Source organism: Mycobacterium sp., from assembly GCF_032159775.1.
GTDB lineage: Bacteria > Actinomycetota > Actinomycetes > Mycobacteriales > Mycobacteriaceae > Mycobacterium.
This window is the reverse complement of record NZ_JAVHWK010000166.1, coordinates 1-18,066: the sequence shown is the minus strand read 5'-3', so window position 1 is coordinate 18,066 and position 18,066 is coordinate 1. Positions and strand designations below refer to the sequence as shown.

The 18,066-nt window shown below is 64.6% G+C and carries 21 protein-coding genes and 1 pseudogene; 8 read left to right on the top strand and 14 right to left on the bottom strand.

What is annotated here, in order from left to right:
- The first annotated feature begins 42 nt into the window (after positions 1-42).
- The 3 genes from hemW to QOJ24_RS22045 all read left to right on the top strand — a co-directional run bounded on the left by hemW (position 43) and on the right by QOJ24_RS22045 (position 2,166).
- Entirely contained in the window at positions 43-1,212 is a 1,170-nt protein-coding gene (gene hemW, locus QOJ24_RS22055) for a radical SAM family heme chaperone HemW (protein WP_526265137.1), read from the top strand.
- Between the two features lie 183 nt (positions 1,213-1,395).
- Positions 1,396-1,647 carry an RNA polymerase sigma factor gene (locus QOJ24_RS22050; RefSeq protein ID WP_526265135.1) on the top strand — a complete coding sequence of 84 codons (252 nt, stop codon included), beginning with the start codon at positions 1,396-1,398 and terminating at the stop codon, positions 1,645-1,647.
- Positions 1,648-1,776: 129 nt separating this feature from the next.
- Complete coding sequence (locus tag QOJ24_RS22045) at positions 1,777-2,166, top strand: nuclear transport factor 2 family protein (protein WP_526265133.1); 390 nt, start codon at positions 1,777-1,779, stop codon at positions 2,164-2,166.
- A 14-nt stretch (positions 2,167-2,180) separates the two neighbouring features.
- Here QOJ24_RS22045 and QOJ24_RS22040 read toward each other — a convergent pair whose 3' ends face one another.
- Together QOJ24_RS22040 and QOJ24_RS22035 are read right to left on the bottom strand one after the other, a co-directional pair.
- The gene (locus QOJ24_RS22040) at positions 2,181-2,672 is read right to left on the bottom strand and encodes a Dps family protein (RefSeq protein WP_526265132.1); all 492 of its coding nucleotides are present in this window, start codon (positions 2,670-2,672) and stop codon (positions 2,181-2,183) included.
- 95 nt (positions 2,673-2,767) lie between these two features.
- Entirely contained in the window at positions 2,768-3,079 is a 312-nt protein-coding gene (locus tag QOJ24_RS22035) for a hypothetical protein (protein ID WP_526265130.1), read from the bottom strand.
- A gap of 343 nt (positions 3,080-3,422) precedes the next feature.
- On the opposite strand from QOJ24_RS22035, the gene QOJ24_RS22030 reads away from it, so the two are divergent.
- The 3 genes from QOJ24_RS22030 to QOJ24_RS22020 all read left to right on the top strand — a co-directional run bounded on the left by QOJ24_RS22030 (position 3,423) and on the right by QOJ24_RS22020 (position 6,920).
- Complete coding sequence (locus QOJ24_RS22030; protein WP_526265128.1) at positions 3,423-3,605, top strand: hypothetical protein; 183 nt, start codon at positions 3,423-3,425, stop codon at positions 3,603-3,605.
- Positions 3,606-3,661: 56 nt separating this feature from the next.
- Positions 3,662-4,510 (top strand): aldo/keto reductase, encoded by an 849-nt coding sequence (locus QOJ24_RS22025; protein ID WP_526265127.1) that lies wholly within the window; start codon positions 3,662-3,664, stop codon positions 4,508-4,510.
- A gap of 73 nt (positions 4,511-4,583) precedes the next feature.
- Positions 4,584-6,920, top strand: coding sequence for an FdhF/YdeP family oxidoreductase (locus QOJ24_RS22020; RefSeq protein ID WP_526265212.1), 2,337 nt, complete (start codon positions 4,584-4,586; stop codon positions 6,918-6,920).
- Between the two features lie 32 nt (positions 6,921-6,952).
- Here QOJ24_RS22020 and QOJ24_RS22015 read toward each other — a convergent pair whose 3' ends face one another.
- From QOJ24_RS22015 to QOJ24_RS21960, 12 genes and pseudogenes are all read right to left on the bottom strand, one after another.
- Positions 6,953-7,195: a hypothetical protein gene (locus QOJ24_RS22015; protein ID WP_526265125.1), complete on the bottom strand. Its 243-nt coding sequence runs from the start codon at positions 7,193-7,195 to the stop codon at positions 6,953-6,955.
- A gap of 134 nt (positions 7,196-7,329) precedes the next feature.
- Positions 7,330-8,490, bottom strand: coding sequence for a S1C family serine protease (locus tag QOJ24_RS22010; RefSeq protein WP_526265123.1), 1,161 nt, complete (start codon positions 8,488-8,490; stop codon positions 7,330-7,332).
- A 120-nt stretch (positions 8,491-8,610) separates the two neighbouring features.
- Positions 8,611-9,279: pseudogene (locus QOJ24_RS22005) on the bottom strand (Crp/Fnr family transcriptional regulator); the annotation flags it as partial.
- Positions 9,280-9,529: 250 nt separating this feature from the next.
- Positions 9,530-10,417 carry an NAD(P)-dependent oxidoreductase gene (locus QOJ24_RS22000; protein ID WP_526265121.1) on the bottom strand — a complete coding sequence of 296 codons (888 nt, stop codon included), beginning with the start codon at positions 10,415-10,417 and terminating at the stop codon, positions 9,530-9,532.
- Entirely contained in the window at positions 10,408-10,857 is a 450-nt protein-coding gene (locus tag QOJ24_RS21995; RefSeq protein ID WP_526265119.1) for a cupin domain-containing protein, read from the bottom strand. The genes QOJ24_RS22000 and QOJ24_RS21995 overlap by 10 nt, the downstream gene beginning before the upstream one ends.
- Entirely contained in the window at positions 10,835-11,128 is a 294-nt protein-coding gene (locus QOJ24_RS21990) for a hypothetical protein (protein ID WP_526265117.1), read from the bottom strand. The genes QOJ24_RS21995 and QOJ24_RS21990 overlap by 23 nt, the downstream gene beginning before the upstream one ends.
- Positions 11,129-11,498: 370 nt before the next feature.
- Positions 11,499-12,767 carry an oxygenase MpaB family protein gene (locus QOJ24_RS21985; protein WP_526265115.1) on the bottom strand — a complete coding sequence of 423 codons (1,269 nt, stop codon included), beginning with the start codon at positions 12,765-12,767 and terminating at the stop codon, positions 11,499-11,501.
- Positions 12,764-13,738 (bottom strand): enoyl-CoA hydratase/isomerase family protein, encoded by a 975-nt coding sequence (locus QOJ24_RS21980; RefSeq protein WP_526265113.1) that lies wholly within the window; start codon positions 13,736-13,738, stop codon positions 12,764-12,766. Before QOJ24_RS21980 ends, QOJ24_RS21985 begins: the two co-directional genes overlap by 4 nt.
- A 13-nt stretch (positions 13,739-13,751) precedes the next feature.
- Positions 13,752-14,690 carry a fumarylacetoacetate hydrolase family protein gene (locus QOJ24_RS21975; RefSeq protein WP_526265111.1) on the bottom strand — a complete coding sequence of 313 codons (939 nt, stop codon included), beginning with the start codon at positions 14,688-14,690 and terminating at the stop codon, positions 13,752-13,754.
- A gap of 24 nt (positions 14,691-14,714) precedes the next feature.
- The gene (locus tag QOJ24_RS21970) at positions 14,715-15,851 is read right to left on the bottom strand and encodes a VOC family protein (RefSeq protein ID WP_526265110.1); all 1,137 of its coding nucleotides are present in this window, start codon (positions 15,849-15,851) and stop codon (positions 14,715-14,717) included.
- Positions 15,851-16,528 (bottom strand): class I SAM-dependent methyltransferase, encoded by a 678-nt coding sequence (locus tag QOJ24_RS21965; protein ID WP_526265108.1) that lies wholly within the window; start codon positions 16,526-16,528, stop codon positions 15,851-15,853. Before QOJ24_RS21965 ends, QOJ24_RS21970 begins: the two co-directional genes overlap by 1 nt.
- Positions 16,525-17,139, bottom strand: a complete 615-nt coding sequence (locus tag QOJ24_RS21960) for a pyridoxamine 5'-phosphate oxidase family protein (RefSeq protein WP_526265106.1) — start codon at positions 17,137-17,139, stop codon at positions 16,525-16,527. The genes QOJ24_RS21965 and QOJ24_RS21960 overlap by 4 nt, the downstream gene beginning before the upstream one ends.
- 56 nt (positions 17,140-17,195) lie before the next feature.
- On the opposite strand from QOJ24_RS21960, the gene QOJ24_RS21955 reads away from it, so the two are divergent.
- Positions 17,196-17,855, top strand: a complete 660-nt coding sequence (locus QOJ24_RS21955; protein ID WP_526265104.1) for a TetR/AcrR family transcriptional regulator — start codon at positions 17,196-17,198, stop codon at positions 17,853-17,855.
- A partial coding sequence (locus tag QOJ24_RS21950) for a gamma-glutamyltransferase (protein WP_526265102.1) occupies positions 17,852-18,066 on the top strand: 215 nt, incomplete at its 3' end. The genes QOJ24_RS21955 and QOJ24_RS21950, both read left to right, overlap by 4 nt.

Below are 18,066 nucleotides of genomic sequence, written 5' to 3'. Positions count from 1 at the left end.
TTGCGCTCATGGTGAGCTAAAGGCCTCTGCGAAACTGGTTGTGTGACGGTCCGAACGCAGCACCTCGACCTACCCGGCCTTGCGCCGACGTGGGGCAAGCCGTTCGGCATCTACATCCATGTGCCCTTCTGTGCCACTCGCTGCGGGTACTGCGACTTCAACACCTACACGCCCGCCGAACTGGGCGGCGCGAACCCCGACGGCTGGCTGGCCGCCCTTCGCACCGAGCTGGCGCTGGCTGCCGGCATCGCGGCTCCGGAAGTCCACACGGTGTTCGTCGGCGGAGGCACGCCGTCGCTGCTCGGCGCCGCGGGCCTGACCGGGGTGCTCGACGCGGTCCGTGAGCACTTCGTCCTCGCGCCCGGCGCCGAGGTGACCACGGAGGCAAATCCTGAGTCGACGTCGCCGCAGCTGTTCACCACACTGCGCGCGGCCGGCTACACGCGCTTGTCGCTCGGCATGCAGTCGGTCGCCCCGCACGTGCTGGCCACCCTGGATCGGGTTCATTCGCCGGGGCGGGCGCCCGCTGCGGCGCGCGAAGCCCTCGCCGCCGGGTTCGAACACGTCAACATCGACCTCATCTACGGCACGCCGGGGGAGTCCGACGACGACCTCTCGCGCTCCGTCGACGCCGCGATCGAAGGAGGCGTTGATCACATCTCTGCCTACGCGCTCACCATCGAGGAGGGCACGGCGATGGGCCGGCGGGTGCGCCGGGGCGAGATGTCGCCGACCGACGACGATGTGCTTGCCCGCCGCTACGAGCTTGCCGACGAACGGATCCGGGCCGCCGGCTTCGATTGGTACGAGGTGTCGAACTGGAGCAGGCCCGGCGGTGAGTGCATGCACAACATCGGTTACTGGGACGGCGGCGAGTGGTGGGGCGCCGGGCCGGGAGCGCACGGCTACGTCGGTTCGACTCGGTGGTGGAACATCAAGCACCCCAACGCATATGCGCAAGCCCTGGCCGATGGCCGGCTGCCGGTCGCCGATTTCGAGCAGCTCGACGCGCGGGCGATGCACACCGAGGACGTGATGCTACGGCTGCGGCTGCGGCGCGGGCTGGCCGCCGACACGCTCAGCGCTCAAGAGGGCGACCGCGCGCAGATCGCGATCGGCGACGGGTTGCTGAAATCGCAAGCGGGCCGCCTGGTGCTCACAGACCGCGGCAGGCTTCTCGCCGACGCCGTCGTGCGCAGCGTGCTCGACTGACTGACGCGCCGATGAACGATTCCCGCGCTGTGTCCCGTATTTTGAAGGAAATTCACAGCAGACGCGAAGGGTTCGCGCTGAGCATCATCTGCATGACCGATCCGCATCGGGCTGAACTTCTGCCGGCGATTACGACGCACACAGCCAGGCGCTCCAACTGCAACGTTCACAGGTGAATTGAAGATGGACTCCGTGCCGGAGCGGTCATCGCCGGATGCGATCGGGCCTGAGTTCGACAAATGGATGCTGTCGGACGCATTGCTGTCACTGTCCGCCGACCATCGCGTTGCCGTCGTTCGCGCCCACTATCTCGGTCAGACCGTCGGCGACATCGCTGCGCACGAGGAGATTTCGGAAGGCACTGTCAAGTCCCGGCTGCACTACGCATCGCGATCGCTGCGAAGTGCGTTGCAGGAGAGGGGTGTCATCCGATGATCGACAACACCCGAACGCCCCGGCTGCGTAACCGCCGAGGCCGTCGCGGAATCTGATCCCGCCGCCGGCACTCGCGGCTGCCGAGGGGCAGCGGCCGCGACGACCGTGCGATAGAAGTACGGTCGGCTGATGGCATTCGACCCGCCCGCCGTCGCCCTCGCATTTTCCGAGCATCGCTTCGACGAGGCGCTTGGGTATCTCGCCAAGAATGTGCGCTGGACGATCGTCGGCTACATGGTCCTCGAGGGCGCAGACGCGGTCCGGCAGACCTGCCGCGATACCGCGGGCAGCCTGGAGGACACCACGACCACGTACGACCGCTGTGTGGTGGCGGCCGGTTCCGACGTCGTCGCCGTCGACACCTTCTCGCGCTACAGCGGCCCGTCCGGTGTCACTGCGGTCGCCAGCTGTGACATCTACGAGTTCGCGGGCGAACAGATCACCGAGATCACGTCGTATGCCGTCGAGGTGGACCCTGATTGCGCCGGCTCGCAGCCACCGCCTCGGGGCGCGTCCTGACGTATTCCGGCAAGTCAGATTTTCCGGTTCTCCGACTTCAGCATCCAGGCAGCCTTCTCAAAGCTGTCGATCATCTGGTGCAGCAGATCGGCGGTGGAGGGATCTGCTGCGTCCACCTCGTCGTGGACGAAGCGCATCGTGCCGACGGTGGCGTAAATGCGGGTGGTGATGAGGTCGACCGTCTCCATGGTGCTGAGCTCCGCCGGCGAGATGGCGGGCAGTGTGGTGGACGCGGTGACGGTGTCGGAGCGGCCGTCGGGCACCGCGTTCAGCGCGCGCATGCGCTCGGCGATGGTGTCACTGGCTTCGCGTGCGGTGTCAACGATTCCGTCGAGTTGCAGGTGCAGATCCCGGAAGTTGGTGCCGACGAGATTCCAGTGGGCCTGTTTACCCTGTAGATGCAGTTCGATGAGGTCAACTAGGACCCTCTGCAGGTTCAGCGGGAGTTCGGGCGGGGCGTCGAACTCCCGGACCTGATCGTCGGTCAGGCGGCGTGAAGTCGTCATGGCATCTCCGTTTTAGTCACGGTTGTGGACATCGAATAAGGTTGGTGTCCAACGCCTTGTGGTATTGGCAGGTTGTTCGGTGTGGCCATTGACCGCTACCGGCCGTGCCCGCCCCCGCCGCCGTGAAAGCCGCCACCGCCGAAGCCGCCACCGCCGAAGCCGCCGCCGTAGAAACCACCGCCGTAGCCGAGCAGGAGGCCTTCGTCTCCGTAGGGGTCGTAACTAACCGGGGGAGGGGAGTCGTTGATCTCGACGTTGCCGGGTGTCTCACAAATGCTGCCTGTGACGCCGGCGTCGCATGCCCCTTTCGGCGTCGAGGCGGCCGCGGCGATCGGTGCGGCGGCGATCGCGACCGCGGCAGCCCCCGTCGCCAACAGCGGTGCGATGTAATTCAGTTTGATCCTCATGGTGGAACTCCTTGATCTAGTGGGGTGGACCTAATCTGGCTAATTCCAGGATTGCCTCGTACCGGATATTTTCCGTCCCGGATAACACCCAAAGTTGTTTCCCCCCAGCTGCAATCAGCCAATGCCTGCCAATGGCAATGACTCCTCGCCAGCCCTGACGCATACCACGGTCCGTCCTGGTCGGCTGGAACGTTTGCATCTGGCTGGTAATGCGGGAGGGGTGCTGACCAGAACAGCGAGTGGGTGCCAACGGTGACGACAATGAACCACCCGGGAGTGCAAGCTTGGTTGCAAGCGGTATGTGCGCCACCAAGGCATTCGCGAGACCGCGAGAGATGCAGCGATGTGGGAGGACCGAACCGGCACGATGATCTACGACGAATTGCCGTTCAATGTCGAAGCCACGCGTAGGCCCCACGCATCGCGGCGCTGGTCGCTCGTCGTGGATGCCGCCGTGGGGCCGCTAAGCGTCACCGCTCGCCTGGTGTTCCGCCGCCCCAACAAGCGGAATCTGACCGTCGCCTGAACCCCGGCACAAGACCTAGTTCATCGGCGAACGTATTCAATTTGGGAGAACTGATTATGAGCAACGTTCCTGCAGTCGCACTAAACGATGGAAACCACATCCCGCAGTTAGGGTTTGGTGTCTTCCAGATAGCGCCAGAGAAAACCGCCGCCGCAGTGAAGGCTGGCCTGGAGATCGGATACCGGCACATCGACACAGCAGAGATGTACGGAAACGAGGAGGGGGTCGGTCAGGGCGTCCGCGACGCCGGATTGGACCGCGCCGATGTCTTCATCACCAGCAAACTCAACAACGGTTTCCACAACCCCGATGATGCGCGACGTGCGTTCGACAACACGCTGAAAGCGCTTGGATCCGATTATGTCGATCTGTTTCTCATCCACTGGCCGCTGCCGACGCTCTACGGCGGTGACTTCGTCTCGACCTGGAATGTCCTCACAGAGTTCGCCAACGAAGGACGTGCCCGCAGCATCGGAGTCTCGAACTTCCAGCCCGCACATCTGGACAGACTGGCAGCGGAGTCCAGCACCGTGCCCGCGGTCAACCAGATCGAGGCCCATCCGTATTTCACCAACGATGAGGTCCGCGCGTACGGACGAAAGCATGGCATCGCGATCGAGGCGTGGTCCCCGATCGCTCAGGGAAAGGTGCTCGGTGACCCGGTCATCGAGCGAATCGCCGGCGCCGCAGACCGGTCGCCCGCACAGGTCGTACTGCGGTGGCACATTCAACGGGGCGACGTCGTGTTCCCGAAATCTGCATGGCCCGCTCGGATGAAGCTTAATTTCCAACTGTTCGACTTCGAACTGGACAACTCCGCTATGGACGCGATCTCGGCCCTCGATCACGGCGAATCCGGTAGAACCGGTCCTCACCCCGACAAGTTCGACTACATACCCAAGTAGCGTTGATCGTCGGCCGCTCGAGAGCCACGGCAACGCGGACGAAGGGATTCCGGTGACTGACGACAAGACACCGATGGCGGGGGATCTGCTCGGACAGGGTGAGCCGGGACGCCCCGCGGCCGGCCGGGGGCCGAACAACGGGGGTGAGTTCTCCCAGAAGGATTATCACCATCCCTCTGCCGGTTGGGGCGCGGCTCGCAGCGTGGCAAAGGTGTTGGCGCAGAGCCGGGAGCTGGTTACCGGTACGCGGGCGATCCAGCGGATGAACCACGAGAACGGCGGTTTCGATTGCCCGGGTTGCGCCTGGCCGGATGATCGCAAGGGTCTGCACCTGGATATCTGCGAGAACGGCATCAAGCACGTCACCTGGGAGATGACCCGCAACAGGGTCGACCGCGAGTTCTTCGACAGCCACACGGTGACCGAGTTGTCGGGGTGGACGGATTTCGCGCTGGAGGACGCGGGCCGGTTGACCGAACCGATGGCTTATGACTCGGAGTCGGACAAGTACGTCCCGATCTCGTGGCAACAGGCCTTCGAGGTGGTGGGTTCCACGCTTCAGGGGTTAGACAGCCCGCAGCAGGTGTCGTTCTACACGTCGGGCCGGCTCAGCAACGAGGCGACGTTTCTGTACCAGCTATGGGCGCGGGAGTTCGGCACCAACAACCTGCCCGACTGCTCGAACATGTGCCACGAGGCCAGCGGCCGAGCGATGACGGCGTCGTTGGGAACCGGTAAGGGCACCTGCGACCTGGACGATTGGGAGAAGGCAGACCTGCTGCTGGTGATGGGGGTCAACGCCGCATCCAACGCGCCGCGGATGCTGACCGGTCTGGCCGAGGCGCATCGCCGTGGCGCGCAGGTCGTACACATTAACCCGCTGATCGAGGCGGCCAGCCGCCGCACGGTCGTGCCGCACGAGTTCCTGGCGATGGCCACCTTCCACGCCACCAAGACTGGAGACATGAACGTTCAGCCCCGCGTCGGCGGCGACCTGGCATTGCTGCGCGGGGTCGCCAAGGTGGTTTTCGAGCGCGCCCAGAGCGACCCCAAGGCCATCGATCACGAATTCCTGCAGCGCTGCACAACCGGTTTGGAGGCATACCGGTCACTGGTCGAGGCGACCGGCTGGCCCGAGATCGTGCACCAGTCCGGTGTCGACGAGAAAGCCATCCGGGAGATGGCCGAGGTATATCTGGGTGCCGATCGGACCGTGGTGGCCTGGTGTCTGGGGCTGACCCAGCAGGAACACGGCGTCGACACGGTCCGCGAGATCGTGAATCTGCTTCTGCTGCGCGGCAATATCGGCCGTGAAGGGGCCGGTCCGTCCCCGGTGCGTGGTCACAGCAATGTGCAGGGCAACCGCACCTGCGGTATTGATCACCGGCCGCCCAAGCAGCTGTTGGATCGGCTGGAGGAGGTTTGTTCGATTACTGCGCCGCGTGAGCATGGCCTGGACACCGTCGACACGATCAAGGCGATGCTGGCCGGTCAGGTGAAGGTGTTCGTCAGCATGGGTGGCAACTTCAGTCTGGCCACCCCGGACACCGAAGCGACGTTCGCGGCGCTGCGCAACTGCGAGCTCACCGTTCAGGTCAGCACCAAGCTCAACCGCAGTCATCTGGTGCATGGCCGCCAGGCGCTGATCCTTCCCTGCCTGGGGCGCACCGAGAAGGACATTCAGAAGACCGGCGAGCAGGGCGTAACGGTCGAGGACTCGATGAGCATGGTGCACCTGTCGTTCGGAATGACAAAGCCTGCATCGCCTCAGTTGAAGTCGGAGTGCGCGATCGCCGCCGGAATGGCCCGCGCCGCCCTGCCGGACTCCGCCACGCCGTGGGAGTCCTACGTTCAGAACTACGACCGCATTCGCGATGTGATGGCCAAGGTGTTCGATGGCTTCGAGGACTTCAACCGCCGCGTGCGCCTTCCCTTGGGGTTCCGGATCCGCCAGCCGGCGCGCGAGCGGGTGTTCCTCACCGCCTCCGGTCACGCGGAGTTCTCCGCCGCACCGATGCCCGATGTGGTGCCGCCACCGGGACGGTTGACGCTGAGCACCGTGCGGTCCCACGACCAGTGGAACACCACCATCTACTCCGACAACGACCGATACCGCGGCCTGAAGAACCTGCGCACCGCATTGTTCATGAACGTCGCCGACATGCGCGAGCGCGGACTGAATGAGTTCGACCTCATCGACATCACCAGCTTCGCCCGAGACGGCAGCACCCGCGCGGTATACGGGTACCGCGCGGTGGCTTATGACACCCCGCGCGGCAGCGTTTTCGGCTACATGCCCGAACTGAACGTGTTATGTGCGATCGCCGATCACAGCGAGCAGAGCGGGCAACCGTTGACCAAGCAACTCATCGTCGAGGTTAGTCCTGCCGCGGCGGGTCCGGCAGCCTGATCAATCGGCTGTGCCGAATGCTGGCGCGTCGCCTATCTTCCAGGCAGAATGCCGCCGCCGCCGAGCGCGAGTCCGTATCCGCCGTATCGATAGAAGTTAACCGGCGGAGGGGTGTCATTGATCTGTGCATTGCCAGGCGACTGGCACACGGTTCCCGATGCAGTGGCCGAACACGGCTGCGCGGTAGCTGCCGCGGCGACGGGTGCGGCGAGAACCGCCACGGCCGCCGCGGTGGCTCCGAAGAGCGTTGTGAAGTATGTCAGTTTGGTTCGCATGGTGTGTTCCTTCAATGGGTGGCCTTGATCTGGCCTGACTCCAGGGTGGTCTTCGATCGACCCCATGTCGTCCCTGCTGGCCCCCATGGACGTACCCGCCAGCTAGAACCGATTCCCAAGCCCCACAGCTGTTCTCACGACTGCTGTCCATGATCGGTGCCGAGCAGGACTTGCGCGGTGCGGGCAACCCCCGAGGGGTCGAGATAATTCACCGCGATCGTGGCGCCAGGCGCCTTCGTGAGCACTACGGCGGCCAACGCGTCAGCGTTGTCGATCAGTTGATCGTCGACCTTCGTGACCAACGCGCCTGCGGGCAGGGCCGCCGCCGCCGCAGGACCGCCGCTCGTCACGTCAACGATCCGGGCGCCGTCGGCTTTTGCGTCGTCGGCAAGCCGCGCACCGAGGAACCCATGGGAGGCAGTGCCGGTGGCGATGAGTTCATCGGCGATGCGTCTGGCCTCGTCGACGGGAATCGCGAATCCAAGTCCGGTCGAACCGCTTTCGGCGGATGGGGGGCCAAACGACGCGTTCGCCGAGTTCATTCCTATGAGCTGGCCGTTCACATTCGCCAACGCCCCGCCTGAGTTGCCGGGGTTGAGCGGGGCGTCCGTCTGGATGGCGTCGATCGCCGTGGCCTGATTCGGTGAACCGGAAGCAGTCGACACCGGCCGATCCAAGGCGCTGATGATGCCCGCTGTGACTGTGCCGTCCAAACCCAGCGGCGAACCCACTGCCACGACTTGCTGGCCGACGCGAAGGTCGGTTGACGCGCCGAAGGTAATCGGGGTGAGTCCGGTCGTTCCGTCGGCCCTCACAACGGCGACATCACATGTCGGATCGGTGGCGACGACGGTGAACGGCGCCGTGCGGCCATCGGCGAACGTCACTGTAGTGCGCGCGTCGCCCGGATCGGCCGGAGCGGGCTGCTTTGCGGCCGACACGACATGAGCATTGGTCATGATCAGCCCGTCGGCGGTCATGACGATGCCCGAGCCCACGTCAGTCTGACTGCCCAGATCTGTCTGCAGTTTGACGATGCTGGGCACCACCTTTGCGGCAACCTGCTCGATTGAGTCGGTGCGAGGGCTGGCCGGCTGGGACGCGGCCGCCGGGACCGTCGCCACGGTGCTCCTGGCCGCCAGTTGCGAATGCAATTTGGTCGCGGCCATTCCGCCGATACCAGCGGACACCACGGCGATCGCCAGCGCGGCGGTGAACAGAGCCACGCCTCGGGAACGCTTGTGCGGCTGGGGATCTGTCGAGGCTGCGCTTTCGGACCCGGGAGACATGAACATGACTCCTAGAATCGCGTTTGTCGGTGCCTGTTGTCGCTAGCGCTGGCGTCCATCGCCGACCCCTGCCAGCGGCAAATCCGCAATAGCCGCCAGCTGCAATGAGTCACGATCCCCGCCCGCGCGCGCCCGCCGGCCGAGTTGTTCGGATTCGGAGACCAATACGCTGGCGTCATCCAGCTGGATCCACCCGCGGAGGGCGAAATCGGCCAACGCGTCGTTGACCGTCTCCGGTGATGCGCCGACCAGCTGACCCATCTCTTCGTCCGTCAAGTCGTGGGTTACACGCAATGCGCCGTCCTCCTGGACGCCGAACCGATGTGCCAGCTGGAGCAGTCGCTTGGCGACTCTCCCGGGAACATCGGTGAAGATCAGATCGGCCAGGTTGGTGGTACGCCGTAGGCGGCGGGCCAGCACACGAAGCAACTGCTCGGCGATCGCGGGATTGTCAAACATCAAGGCGCGCAGGGCGTCGCGGCCTATCGGCACGGCGCGGACTTCGGTGATGGCGGTCGCTCTGGAGGTCCGCGGACCCGGATCGAACGTCGACATCTCGCCGAACATCTCCGATGGGCCCATGATTGCGAGCAGATCTTCACCGCGATCGCGAGAACCGCGGCCGATCTTGACCTTCCCGGAAATGATGATGTACATCCGGTCACCGGGTTCGCCTTCGGTGTAGATGGTGTAGCCGGGCGGGAAGTCAACGGGTTCAAGCCGTTCGGTCAGCGCGGAACGCGCGCTTTCCTCGACCCTGCCAAATATCCCGCTCCTGGCGAGCACCTCGTCGATCTCTTCCCGCTGGCGCGGTGCGGGCATCAAGGCGGTATCGATTGCAGCCGGGCCGAGGGACATCTGGATTCTCCGATCAACAGGGGACGAGCATCGTCGTTATCGACAAGAGTGCGGCGATGCACCTGCCACGATGCCGGTAAATCGAGCGAATGTCGCTACCGCTGGCGCCCATCAAGGCGGCATGCCAGCCGGTGTCTGGGATTGCCGACGAGCCCCAGGGCAAGGGGCTTCTCAGCGTCGGAAGGTCTCAGCGGCCTTGAAGTGGGCGTCGCGGTCGCCCGGTCACGGCGAACGCTGGCCGTACTCGACGAGGGCGGTGATGTCGTTCGCCACCCATCCATCCTGGGCCACCTGCCGGTAGGCATCGCGCGCCGCCCGCGGTGACCGGCAGCAGTGCGCCGCCTTTGGCGAGGTCCAGGGCGAGCGACACATCCTTGGCGGCCTGGACGCTGGTGAACCAACCCGCGTGGTCGGGGTCGAAGAGGACGTCGATGCGGTTGCGCAGACCCGTGGGCATCATCGGCGACTCGCGCAAGGTCGTCCCCAGCGTGGTGTCGTCGATACCCGCGGCGCGCCCCGCTCGTACGGTCTCGGCGATCACTGCCAGCTGCACCAGCAGCATTTGATTGTTCAGCAACTTCATGATCGCTGCGGTCTCCGGGTGGTCGCCGACATCGAGCGCCCCCGCGAACGCCGTCCACACCGGTACCAGCGCCGCACGGGCTGACGCCGGGCCGCCGACGACGAATGTGGCTGCACCCGCGCGGACAGCCTGCGGCGCCCCGAGGATCGGCGCGTTCACAAACCTGTCACCGTAAGGCTGCGCGAGAGCAGTGACGACATCGAGAGCCACCGTTCCCGTGTTGACGACCAAGGTCTGTGCCCAGCTCGCGCGCGCCTCACCGTTGGGAGCCGCTACGTCGAGGGTGCTCTGGTCGTCGGCCAGGCACAGGAAAAGGGCATCACAGTCGTCACCGAGGTGGTCCACAGAGCTCATGACCATGGCTCCTTGTTCCTCGAGTGCAGCAGCCCGGTCAGCGGTCCGGTTCCACACGCTCACCTCGTGGCCCTCGTCGAGCAACCGCTCGGCCAGCGCGCGTCCCATTCTGCCGAGTCCGATGATCGCTATCCCCATGCGCTGCTCCCTTGCCTACCAACCGATCCGATCGCCACGACCTGCCCGGGATAGGCCTCGTAGCCGATGTCGTCAACCGAACCGACGCCAGCGAAGATGTGAAGCACCTCGCTGTCCACGGTGCCGACGTTTCTGATCTCGTGCCAGTTCCCGCGCGGGATGACAAGGACATGTCCGGGCGACACGTCGCCGGGGGACCCGGGCGCACCGAGGAACTGCACCACACCGGTCACCGGGATGATCACCATGTCAGCGTGCGGGTGCCGGTGCATGCGGTGGATGAAACCGGGCGGGAACGTCAAGTGGTCGAGGACCATGTCATCCGTCCCCGTGAGCGCCTCGCTGAAAAGGTGGCGGTTGACCTGATGGCCGGTGATGTCCCACCGGCTGAATTCCTCCTGGTCAATCTCACCGATATCAAGTAGCTGCACGTCTGGCATGACTACACCCGTCGGGCAGCGCGATGTTGCCCGCCGAATCCAAGAAGTCATCCATCCGGAGGTTGTTCTCCCGACTGGTCATTCGTCCCTCCTCGAGCGAACCGAAGCCGGACTCGGCGGCCAGTCCACGGCTGGTGATGCCGTCGGAATCCCCACCGGCGGTGACGACCAAATCGGCGCTGTGCGCTGCCGGCACGGCAATCGCGGTCGGGAGAATGCCCATGGCTTCCAGGATTGCTGTCTCGTCATCAGAAATCTTTAACGCTGGCATCCCTACCTCGTTCCCGCTACCAGTTGGGCCGCGGTACCTGCTAGCTGTAGGAATCGTGCCGCGGCGCCTACGTCCACCATGAAATGGCATTGTCACCGGCGGCGGCAGAGGGCATAGTGCCCCGCCCCGGGCGAATCGTCACAGGCGACATTCATCGAGCCGGAGACGCCCTGCCTGATGGCCTAGCTGTGTAATCGAATATACCTAATCGCTTGTGGCACTAAGGAATTCGGATGGATACGCCAACGTTCTAGGCCTCGGCCGCGTCAGCACCCAGAGTTGTTAGAATCCAAACTACGGTCGAGGAGTTCGGCGACCAAGCCGAACAGCCACCCCGTGCGACGAGATCCTCGAACCGCCATGCGCAACGTCAGCGGCGGAATGTCTCAGCGGCCTTGAAATGAGCGTCGCGATTACCCATCTCGTTGCGAAACCAGATGTTTCGCCGCCACCGGGCGAACCGATCCTGGAGGTGTGCGATGCGGGCGCTTACGTGTGCCAGCAGGTCGATCGTGAGGTTGATCGGAATTTGAAGGGGCGGCAGGACCGCCCATGGCCACGGGCTCGGCATGTCGTAGGACCGGTAGAAGCGGCCCGGCAGGAAATAGCGGGTGTAACCGAGCTGGATTCGATAATTGAACTGGTCGCGAATTGCCTTGCGAGCACCCGTGCCCTGTTTCGGTGTGAACGCGCGCGGATATGACTCGATGAGTTCGCGGCCGTCCTGGCCCGCGTCGAATGTCCGCTTCGCGAAGTAGAGCGTCATCAGCTGGCCCGCTTCACGCAGATCTGCTGGGTACCAACGGGGTTGGACGCCCATCAGGTGTCCTACGTATCGCCAGAAGTGCATCATCGCTTCGGTGTCTGCGGTGGTCGATCGGTAGCCGAGTTTGTGCATACCCAGTCCTGCGCCGAACCCGCCCGACAGGAGCGTGATGGTGGCTTCGGCCTGGTTGATCGGTTTACCCCACGCGGCCAGGTTCCACTGCGGGTGCCGGGTGATCCGCTGCCGGAGAAAGACGTGCATGATGCGAACCCGCATGGCGGTGGCACGCCCAGGCGCCCCGGGTTTGGTGCCACCAGGGTCGGACACGTCGATCCAGAAGCGTGCGGTCTCCATGAAGCGGTTGAGGGCGGCGTCGCCCGCGTACTTGCCGGTCATGCTGAGCGGCTGCACGATCGGGTTTTCGGTGTACGCGAGCAATGTGCCGACGCCGAGAAAGCTGAACATTGCCGGGCCACACCGCCGGAAGAGGAATGCGCCGCGCTCGACCAGATCGTGATCGACCCATGGGGGATCTTTCTCGAATTCTTCAAATAGTCGCACCATCGATGCCGGCGCGTTGGCCACGGCGTCGATTCCGTGCGTTAATGCCTGGTCAAGGATTGCCCTGCCGTGGGATGGGTTGCCATCGACGTAGGCGTCTTTCACGAAGGCCTCAGCGACCGGGTCTGCGTCGTAATACGCGTGCGCAAAGTCGAGGATGTGATCGTCTGACGGCAGTGTGCTGGCTCCGGGGACGAGCTTGAGGCCGTGACGTTTTCGTTGCCCGGCACGTCGACTGCGCTTGTCCAAGTACGCTCCGAAGTCCGTCGGGATCTGTTCGATCTGAATGCGCGACACATCGTCAACGGTCATGGGTGCACCCCTTCTACGTTGAGCTGGACGGGCTCGCCCCGGATCCATGGCTGGAGGTCTGTCAGGAACACGGACTCACCATTTCGTTGCATGTCGAGCCATATCTGCAGCGCCCGTGGAGCGGGGCCGGACAGGATGGTGGATACGTTGGCTGCGCTTTCGCGCTGAAGGCTTTCGGCCGGGTGCAAGACAACGTTTTCGTTGAAGACTTTCTTCTGTGCCGCAATGGTGTCCCGGTTTCGGCGGGCGTACCGGGCACCAAGCTCCTTGGCTTCGTCGATGAGGTCATCCGGGGGCACCAATCGGTTCACCAGGCCCATATGATGTGCCTCCTGCGGGGAGTACATCCGGCCCTCGAGCATCATCTCCAGCGCCCTGGCGGGCCCGATGAGCTGAGCCAGTCGCTGACCCCCGACGGTGGTTGTCAAACCGATGAGCAGCTCGGGAAGTATGAAGCCCACGGATTCGTCATCGGCGGCCAAGCGAACGTCGAAGCAGACCGACATCTCCAATCCGCCACCGCCGCAAGGCCCTCCGATCGCAGCGATGTAAACCGCGGGCGATCGCATGACACGCAGAACGACCTGATTGAATCGCGGGACGCTCAAGAATTGGCTGAGGGGAGTTCGTTCCAAGGCCTGCTCGCCGCCGGGTACTGCACCGACGTCGTGGACACCCGGCAGGAGGCCCAATAGTGCCCGACCGGATAAAGGCCCGACACGCTGCGCGGCGGCGAGAATCTCGGCGATGTCGAAATGAGTGATGTAGCGCTTCGGTACGCCTCCGGTGAGCACGACCGCGCCGACACTGACGTCAGCGTCGACGGCTGCCGTGAGGGTGTCAAGATCCTTCTGCATCCGCGCCGTCATGAAGTTATTTGGTGGATCGCAGAAGCGGACGGTGAGCACTCGATCCTCCTGCTCGACCGTCAGGGTGTCCAGTTCCAGGTCGCGTGCGTGCGTCGCCGTCATCAGCCGTTGCCGCTCATGCATACTTCACAGCAGTGCGCTGCTCGCCGAGGTCCATTGCCCCGTCATCGGTCGCCACGGCGGCCTCGACGACGTCGCCGTGGCGCAGATATTTCCGATTCTTGGCTTGCCTGGAGAAGAAGGTCTTCCACTTCAGCTGGTCCGGAAGCAGCGACCCGATGATCTCGATTGGCTTGGCTGGTGCGCTGATAGCCGTGCCGACCGGGGTACCAGTCAGTACCAGGTCGCCGGCATCGAGACGCTGAAATCGCGACAGCGCCTGCAGCGCCTGCACGGGAGGGTAGATGATGTCGCCGTCGACCAGCATGTCCTGGCGGATCTCACCGTTCACCCGCAGCCGCAGCCGAAAGTCACCGAAGCGCTTGAGCTCATCGGCGCTAAGCAGCACCAGCGCCGGTCCGACCGGAGTGAACGTCGGATACGACTTCGCTTCGTAGAACTGCGTTTTGGTCAGTTGCACATCGCGCGCCGAAACGTCGTTGGTCACCACCAGCCCGCAGACGTAGTCCGAGAGGTTGGCTTCAGTGATCGTGGTGCCGACAGGCATATCGCGGCCGATGACCAGACCGATTTCCACCTCGTAGTCGAGCAACCGCACGTGGTGGGGTTTGACGATGTCGTCGAATGGGCCGCTGATGGAGCCGGATGTCTTGCGGAAGAAGGCCAGCGGGGCGTTGGTCGGGTCGCGCCCGGCGTCTTTGACATGGGAGGCGTAGTTGGTCATTTGTGCCACCACCCGGCACGGGGCGGTGATCGGGGACAGCAGTTGCAGGGCGTCGACCGGCACGGTGTCGGCGTTACGGTCGGCCGCCTCGATGGCGGCTCGGTCGGCCAGCAGCTGGCGTGTGGTGGCGGCCGCGGTGGTGATTCGAGCGGCCCCGGCTGGGGTCTGCACCCACCACCCGTCGGCGGTGCGCAGGATCGAGATGGTCACGTTGGGTCCTTGGATCGTGGGGCGTTAGGAGTTGGCCACGGCGAGCAAGCCGCGGAGGCTGGTCAGGTCGAACTCGCTGTTGTCGCGCAGCGCGCTGATCATCGAGCGAAGTTCGCGCAGGGATTCGCGGCAGGGCGCGATACCCAGGAAATCTTTGGTGATCGGGGGTCCCCATTGGGAGAGCCCGGAGGCGGTGAAGGGAGCCCAACCTGTCTCGAGCGTGCAGTCGAACATGTCACCGTCGCTGAAATGCTCGACCAGAAAACCGTCGGGATCGCGCCAGTAGTCGAAGATCTGGCTGCCCTGGATGTGCCGGCCGATCCCCCAGGAGCGGTGATAGCCGAGCTCGGCGAGGTAGCGGGCGCCGGCGCCCATCGCGTCGATGTCGCTGACCTGGTAGGCCGAATGGACGTAGCGGTTGGACGGGCCTAGGGCCATCGCCAGGGTGTGGTGGTCGGCGGGCGTCTGCCCGCGGTCGCAGCGGATGAAGCTCATCGCCGGTCCGCGGTCTCGCCCTCCGGGGTAGTAGAGGAAGTCGCTGACGATCATCCCGAGGTGATCGAGGTACCAGTTGAGCGTCTCGCGGTACCTGGTTGTCTGCATCACCACATGCCCGAGCCGCTGCACCCGTGTCGGCTCGCGCGGCGGCCGCTGCGTGGCGTTGAACCGCCGGAGTTCGTGCCCGAAGTTGAGCCGATGCGGCGTCTGCTCCGGCAGAGCCTCGAGCCGGTGAGTCCCATGCACCACACGGACTGTCACACCGCTGGGGTCGACCAGGTCGACCGCCACGCCGCCGAGTGATTCAGGCAGCGCGCGGATTCTGGTCCCGGTCGCCTCGGCCAGCCGGAGCACATCGGATTGGTCTTGAGCGGTGTATGCGGCTCCGACGAATCTCGACCGCGGCCCTCGCCGGATCAGCGCGCAGGGCGAGCCGGAATCGGTGCCACGCAGACACAGTTCGTCGGCCGTGCGCATGGCGGTGCCAAAACCGAATGCCTGCGAAAAGGCTTCAGCCCGAGCGAGATCCGGCTTCTCGAACTCTAGCCAGGCAATGTCGTGAACTTTGATGATCGGGTCACTTGACCGCCCCGGATGCTCTCCTTTGCGAGTACCCTGAGCACTGTGCAGATCGTTATGGGTGCCGACAACATGGCCGCTCATCAGTCCGTCTGCTCTCCAGATGGCAATCGCGCCTCGAAGAACTCGATCGCTCCGCTGCGTTCGAGTGTCACGACATCGAGGCCGAATTCCCTGAGCCACGTCTCGATCTCACCTGTGTGTGGGGTGTTTCCAAACACCCCGGCGCGACGCGACATTGCGATCAGGGCATCCTTGCGCGGACCTCGACCGGTAACGCATGACGTCCCCCGCAGCGTCCCCTCTGGCTTGAGCACGCGAGTGAGTTCGCCCAGCGCGGCGCGCGGGTCGGGCAGACAGTGAAGCCCGTTGTAGGTCACGCACAGGTCAAAGGTGTTGTCGGCGAACTGCAGCGCGGTCACGTCGGCTTCGACGAATTCGATCATGTCTTGCGTCCGCATTCGACGCGCCACTTCGCGCGCCCGCTGGAGCATGTAGGGCGATATGTCGGCCGCGACGTATCGCACGGGCTGGCCGGGGCGCAGGACGCGAAAGGCGAAGCCGCCCCCGCAGGGTAAGTCGAGTATCGATGTCCCGGCCGGCGCGTCGGCAAGTCGCGCAACGTCGGCGAACACGCGTCGCATGTCGGCACCCCACATCGCCCAGGCGCCGACCGTTGCGACACTGTCGTGCTTCACCCCGGCGTCGTACACGGCGGCCAGAACGCGCTCAGTGCGCCACCGCTCGGTTACATTGCTCATCTCTGAGAGCCACCGTCTGGGGAGTCGGCGGCGTTCCAGGGCATCGACCCGGAGACCCAGTGGGTCAGCTCCTTCTGGTCATTGCTGTGCAGGTGTCGCGGCGGCGTGACGAATGTCGCGTAGGGCCTGCAGCGCACCAGCACTCGGCCTTCCTGCTCTGCGACGGCCTTGACTGCGGGGCGCAGCTCCGCTGGCACCGGCTCACCCGACATGCGTTCAGCCACCGCCATCATCACGTCGATCAGAGTTTCGTCGTCGTCGTCGATCACCGCGTCGCAATACACCTGGAGGTAGGCGAAGGGCCAGGTCTCGTCGAGCACGCAGAGGCTGACTTTGCCGTTGCGGACTACGGCTTTGGCCTTGGCCCGGTCGCCCATGGTCGCGACGAGCAGGTCGTCGTTGTCGTCGGGGACGTAGTAGACGATCGACATCGCCGGACCGTCCGATCGGCGGCCGTAGCCGAAGACGCAGGTTCGGTGGGTCTGAACGAACAGCCGCCGCTCTGAGGGCAGCATGTCGCGATCCGTCGGCGCCTGGAACGGATCCTTCGACAGCGGTAGCAGATGCGCCGATGCGCGATCTTGATTCGTGGTGTCAGGGGAGATGCTCATGGCTTTGATCCTTCCTTGAGCTATTATCGATTGATAATAAGAGTACACTCCGAGCCATGGAACGCAAGACCCCAATGCCGAACAAGGTGCGCCTCCGCCGGACCAGGACCGATATCCGGGAGGCTCTGCTGGAGTCGGCTCTGGTCGAGTTCGGCGCCAAAGGGTTCGACGGCGCGTCAACACGGGCGATCGCGCAACGTATCGACGCGCACCAGCCGCAGATCAACTACCACTTCGAGTCCAAGACGGCGCTGTGGACGGCCGCGGTGGATCACCTCTTCGGGCTCTTGCGGGAGACATTCCGCGGCGTGTTTCCCGCGAACCCGACCGAGATCGGGGTACCGGCGCTCGCCGCTGCATACGCCGACGGGATACGCCGATTGGTGCGATTCGTCGCAGCGCACCCCGAGCTCAACCAGATCATGGTGCACGAAGGCACCGCGCCAAGCGACCGCTTAACCTGGCTGACAGAGACCCACGTGAAGCCGTTCTTCAACGGCATCCGGCCGGCCTGGCAGATACTTCGTGACGCCGGCATGGCCGCGCCCATCGACAGCGAGATCCTCTACTACGTGCTCGTCGGCGGGGCATCGTTGCCCTACGTGAACGCCGCCGAGGTCCGCTTGCTCACCGGCCGGGACCCGAAGAGCCCCAGCTGGATCGACGCACACGCCGATGGAATGGTTTCCATCCTCCTGCCAGGACGGCGCCGATGACGGTCCCGTTCTCGTGGGAGCTGCCCTACGCTTGGCCGCGCAAACCCGTGCTGGCGCGCAATGTCGTTTGCACGTCCCAGCCGTTGGCCGCGCAGGCCGGCCTGGCGATGCTCGCCGACGGCGGCAGCGCGGCCGACGCGGCGCTGGCCGCAGCGATCACCCTGACCCTGGTCGAGCCGGTGTCCAACGGCATCGGCTCGGATGCCTTCGC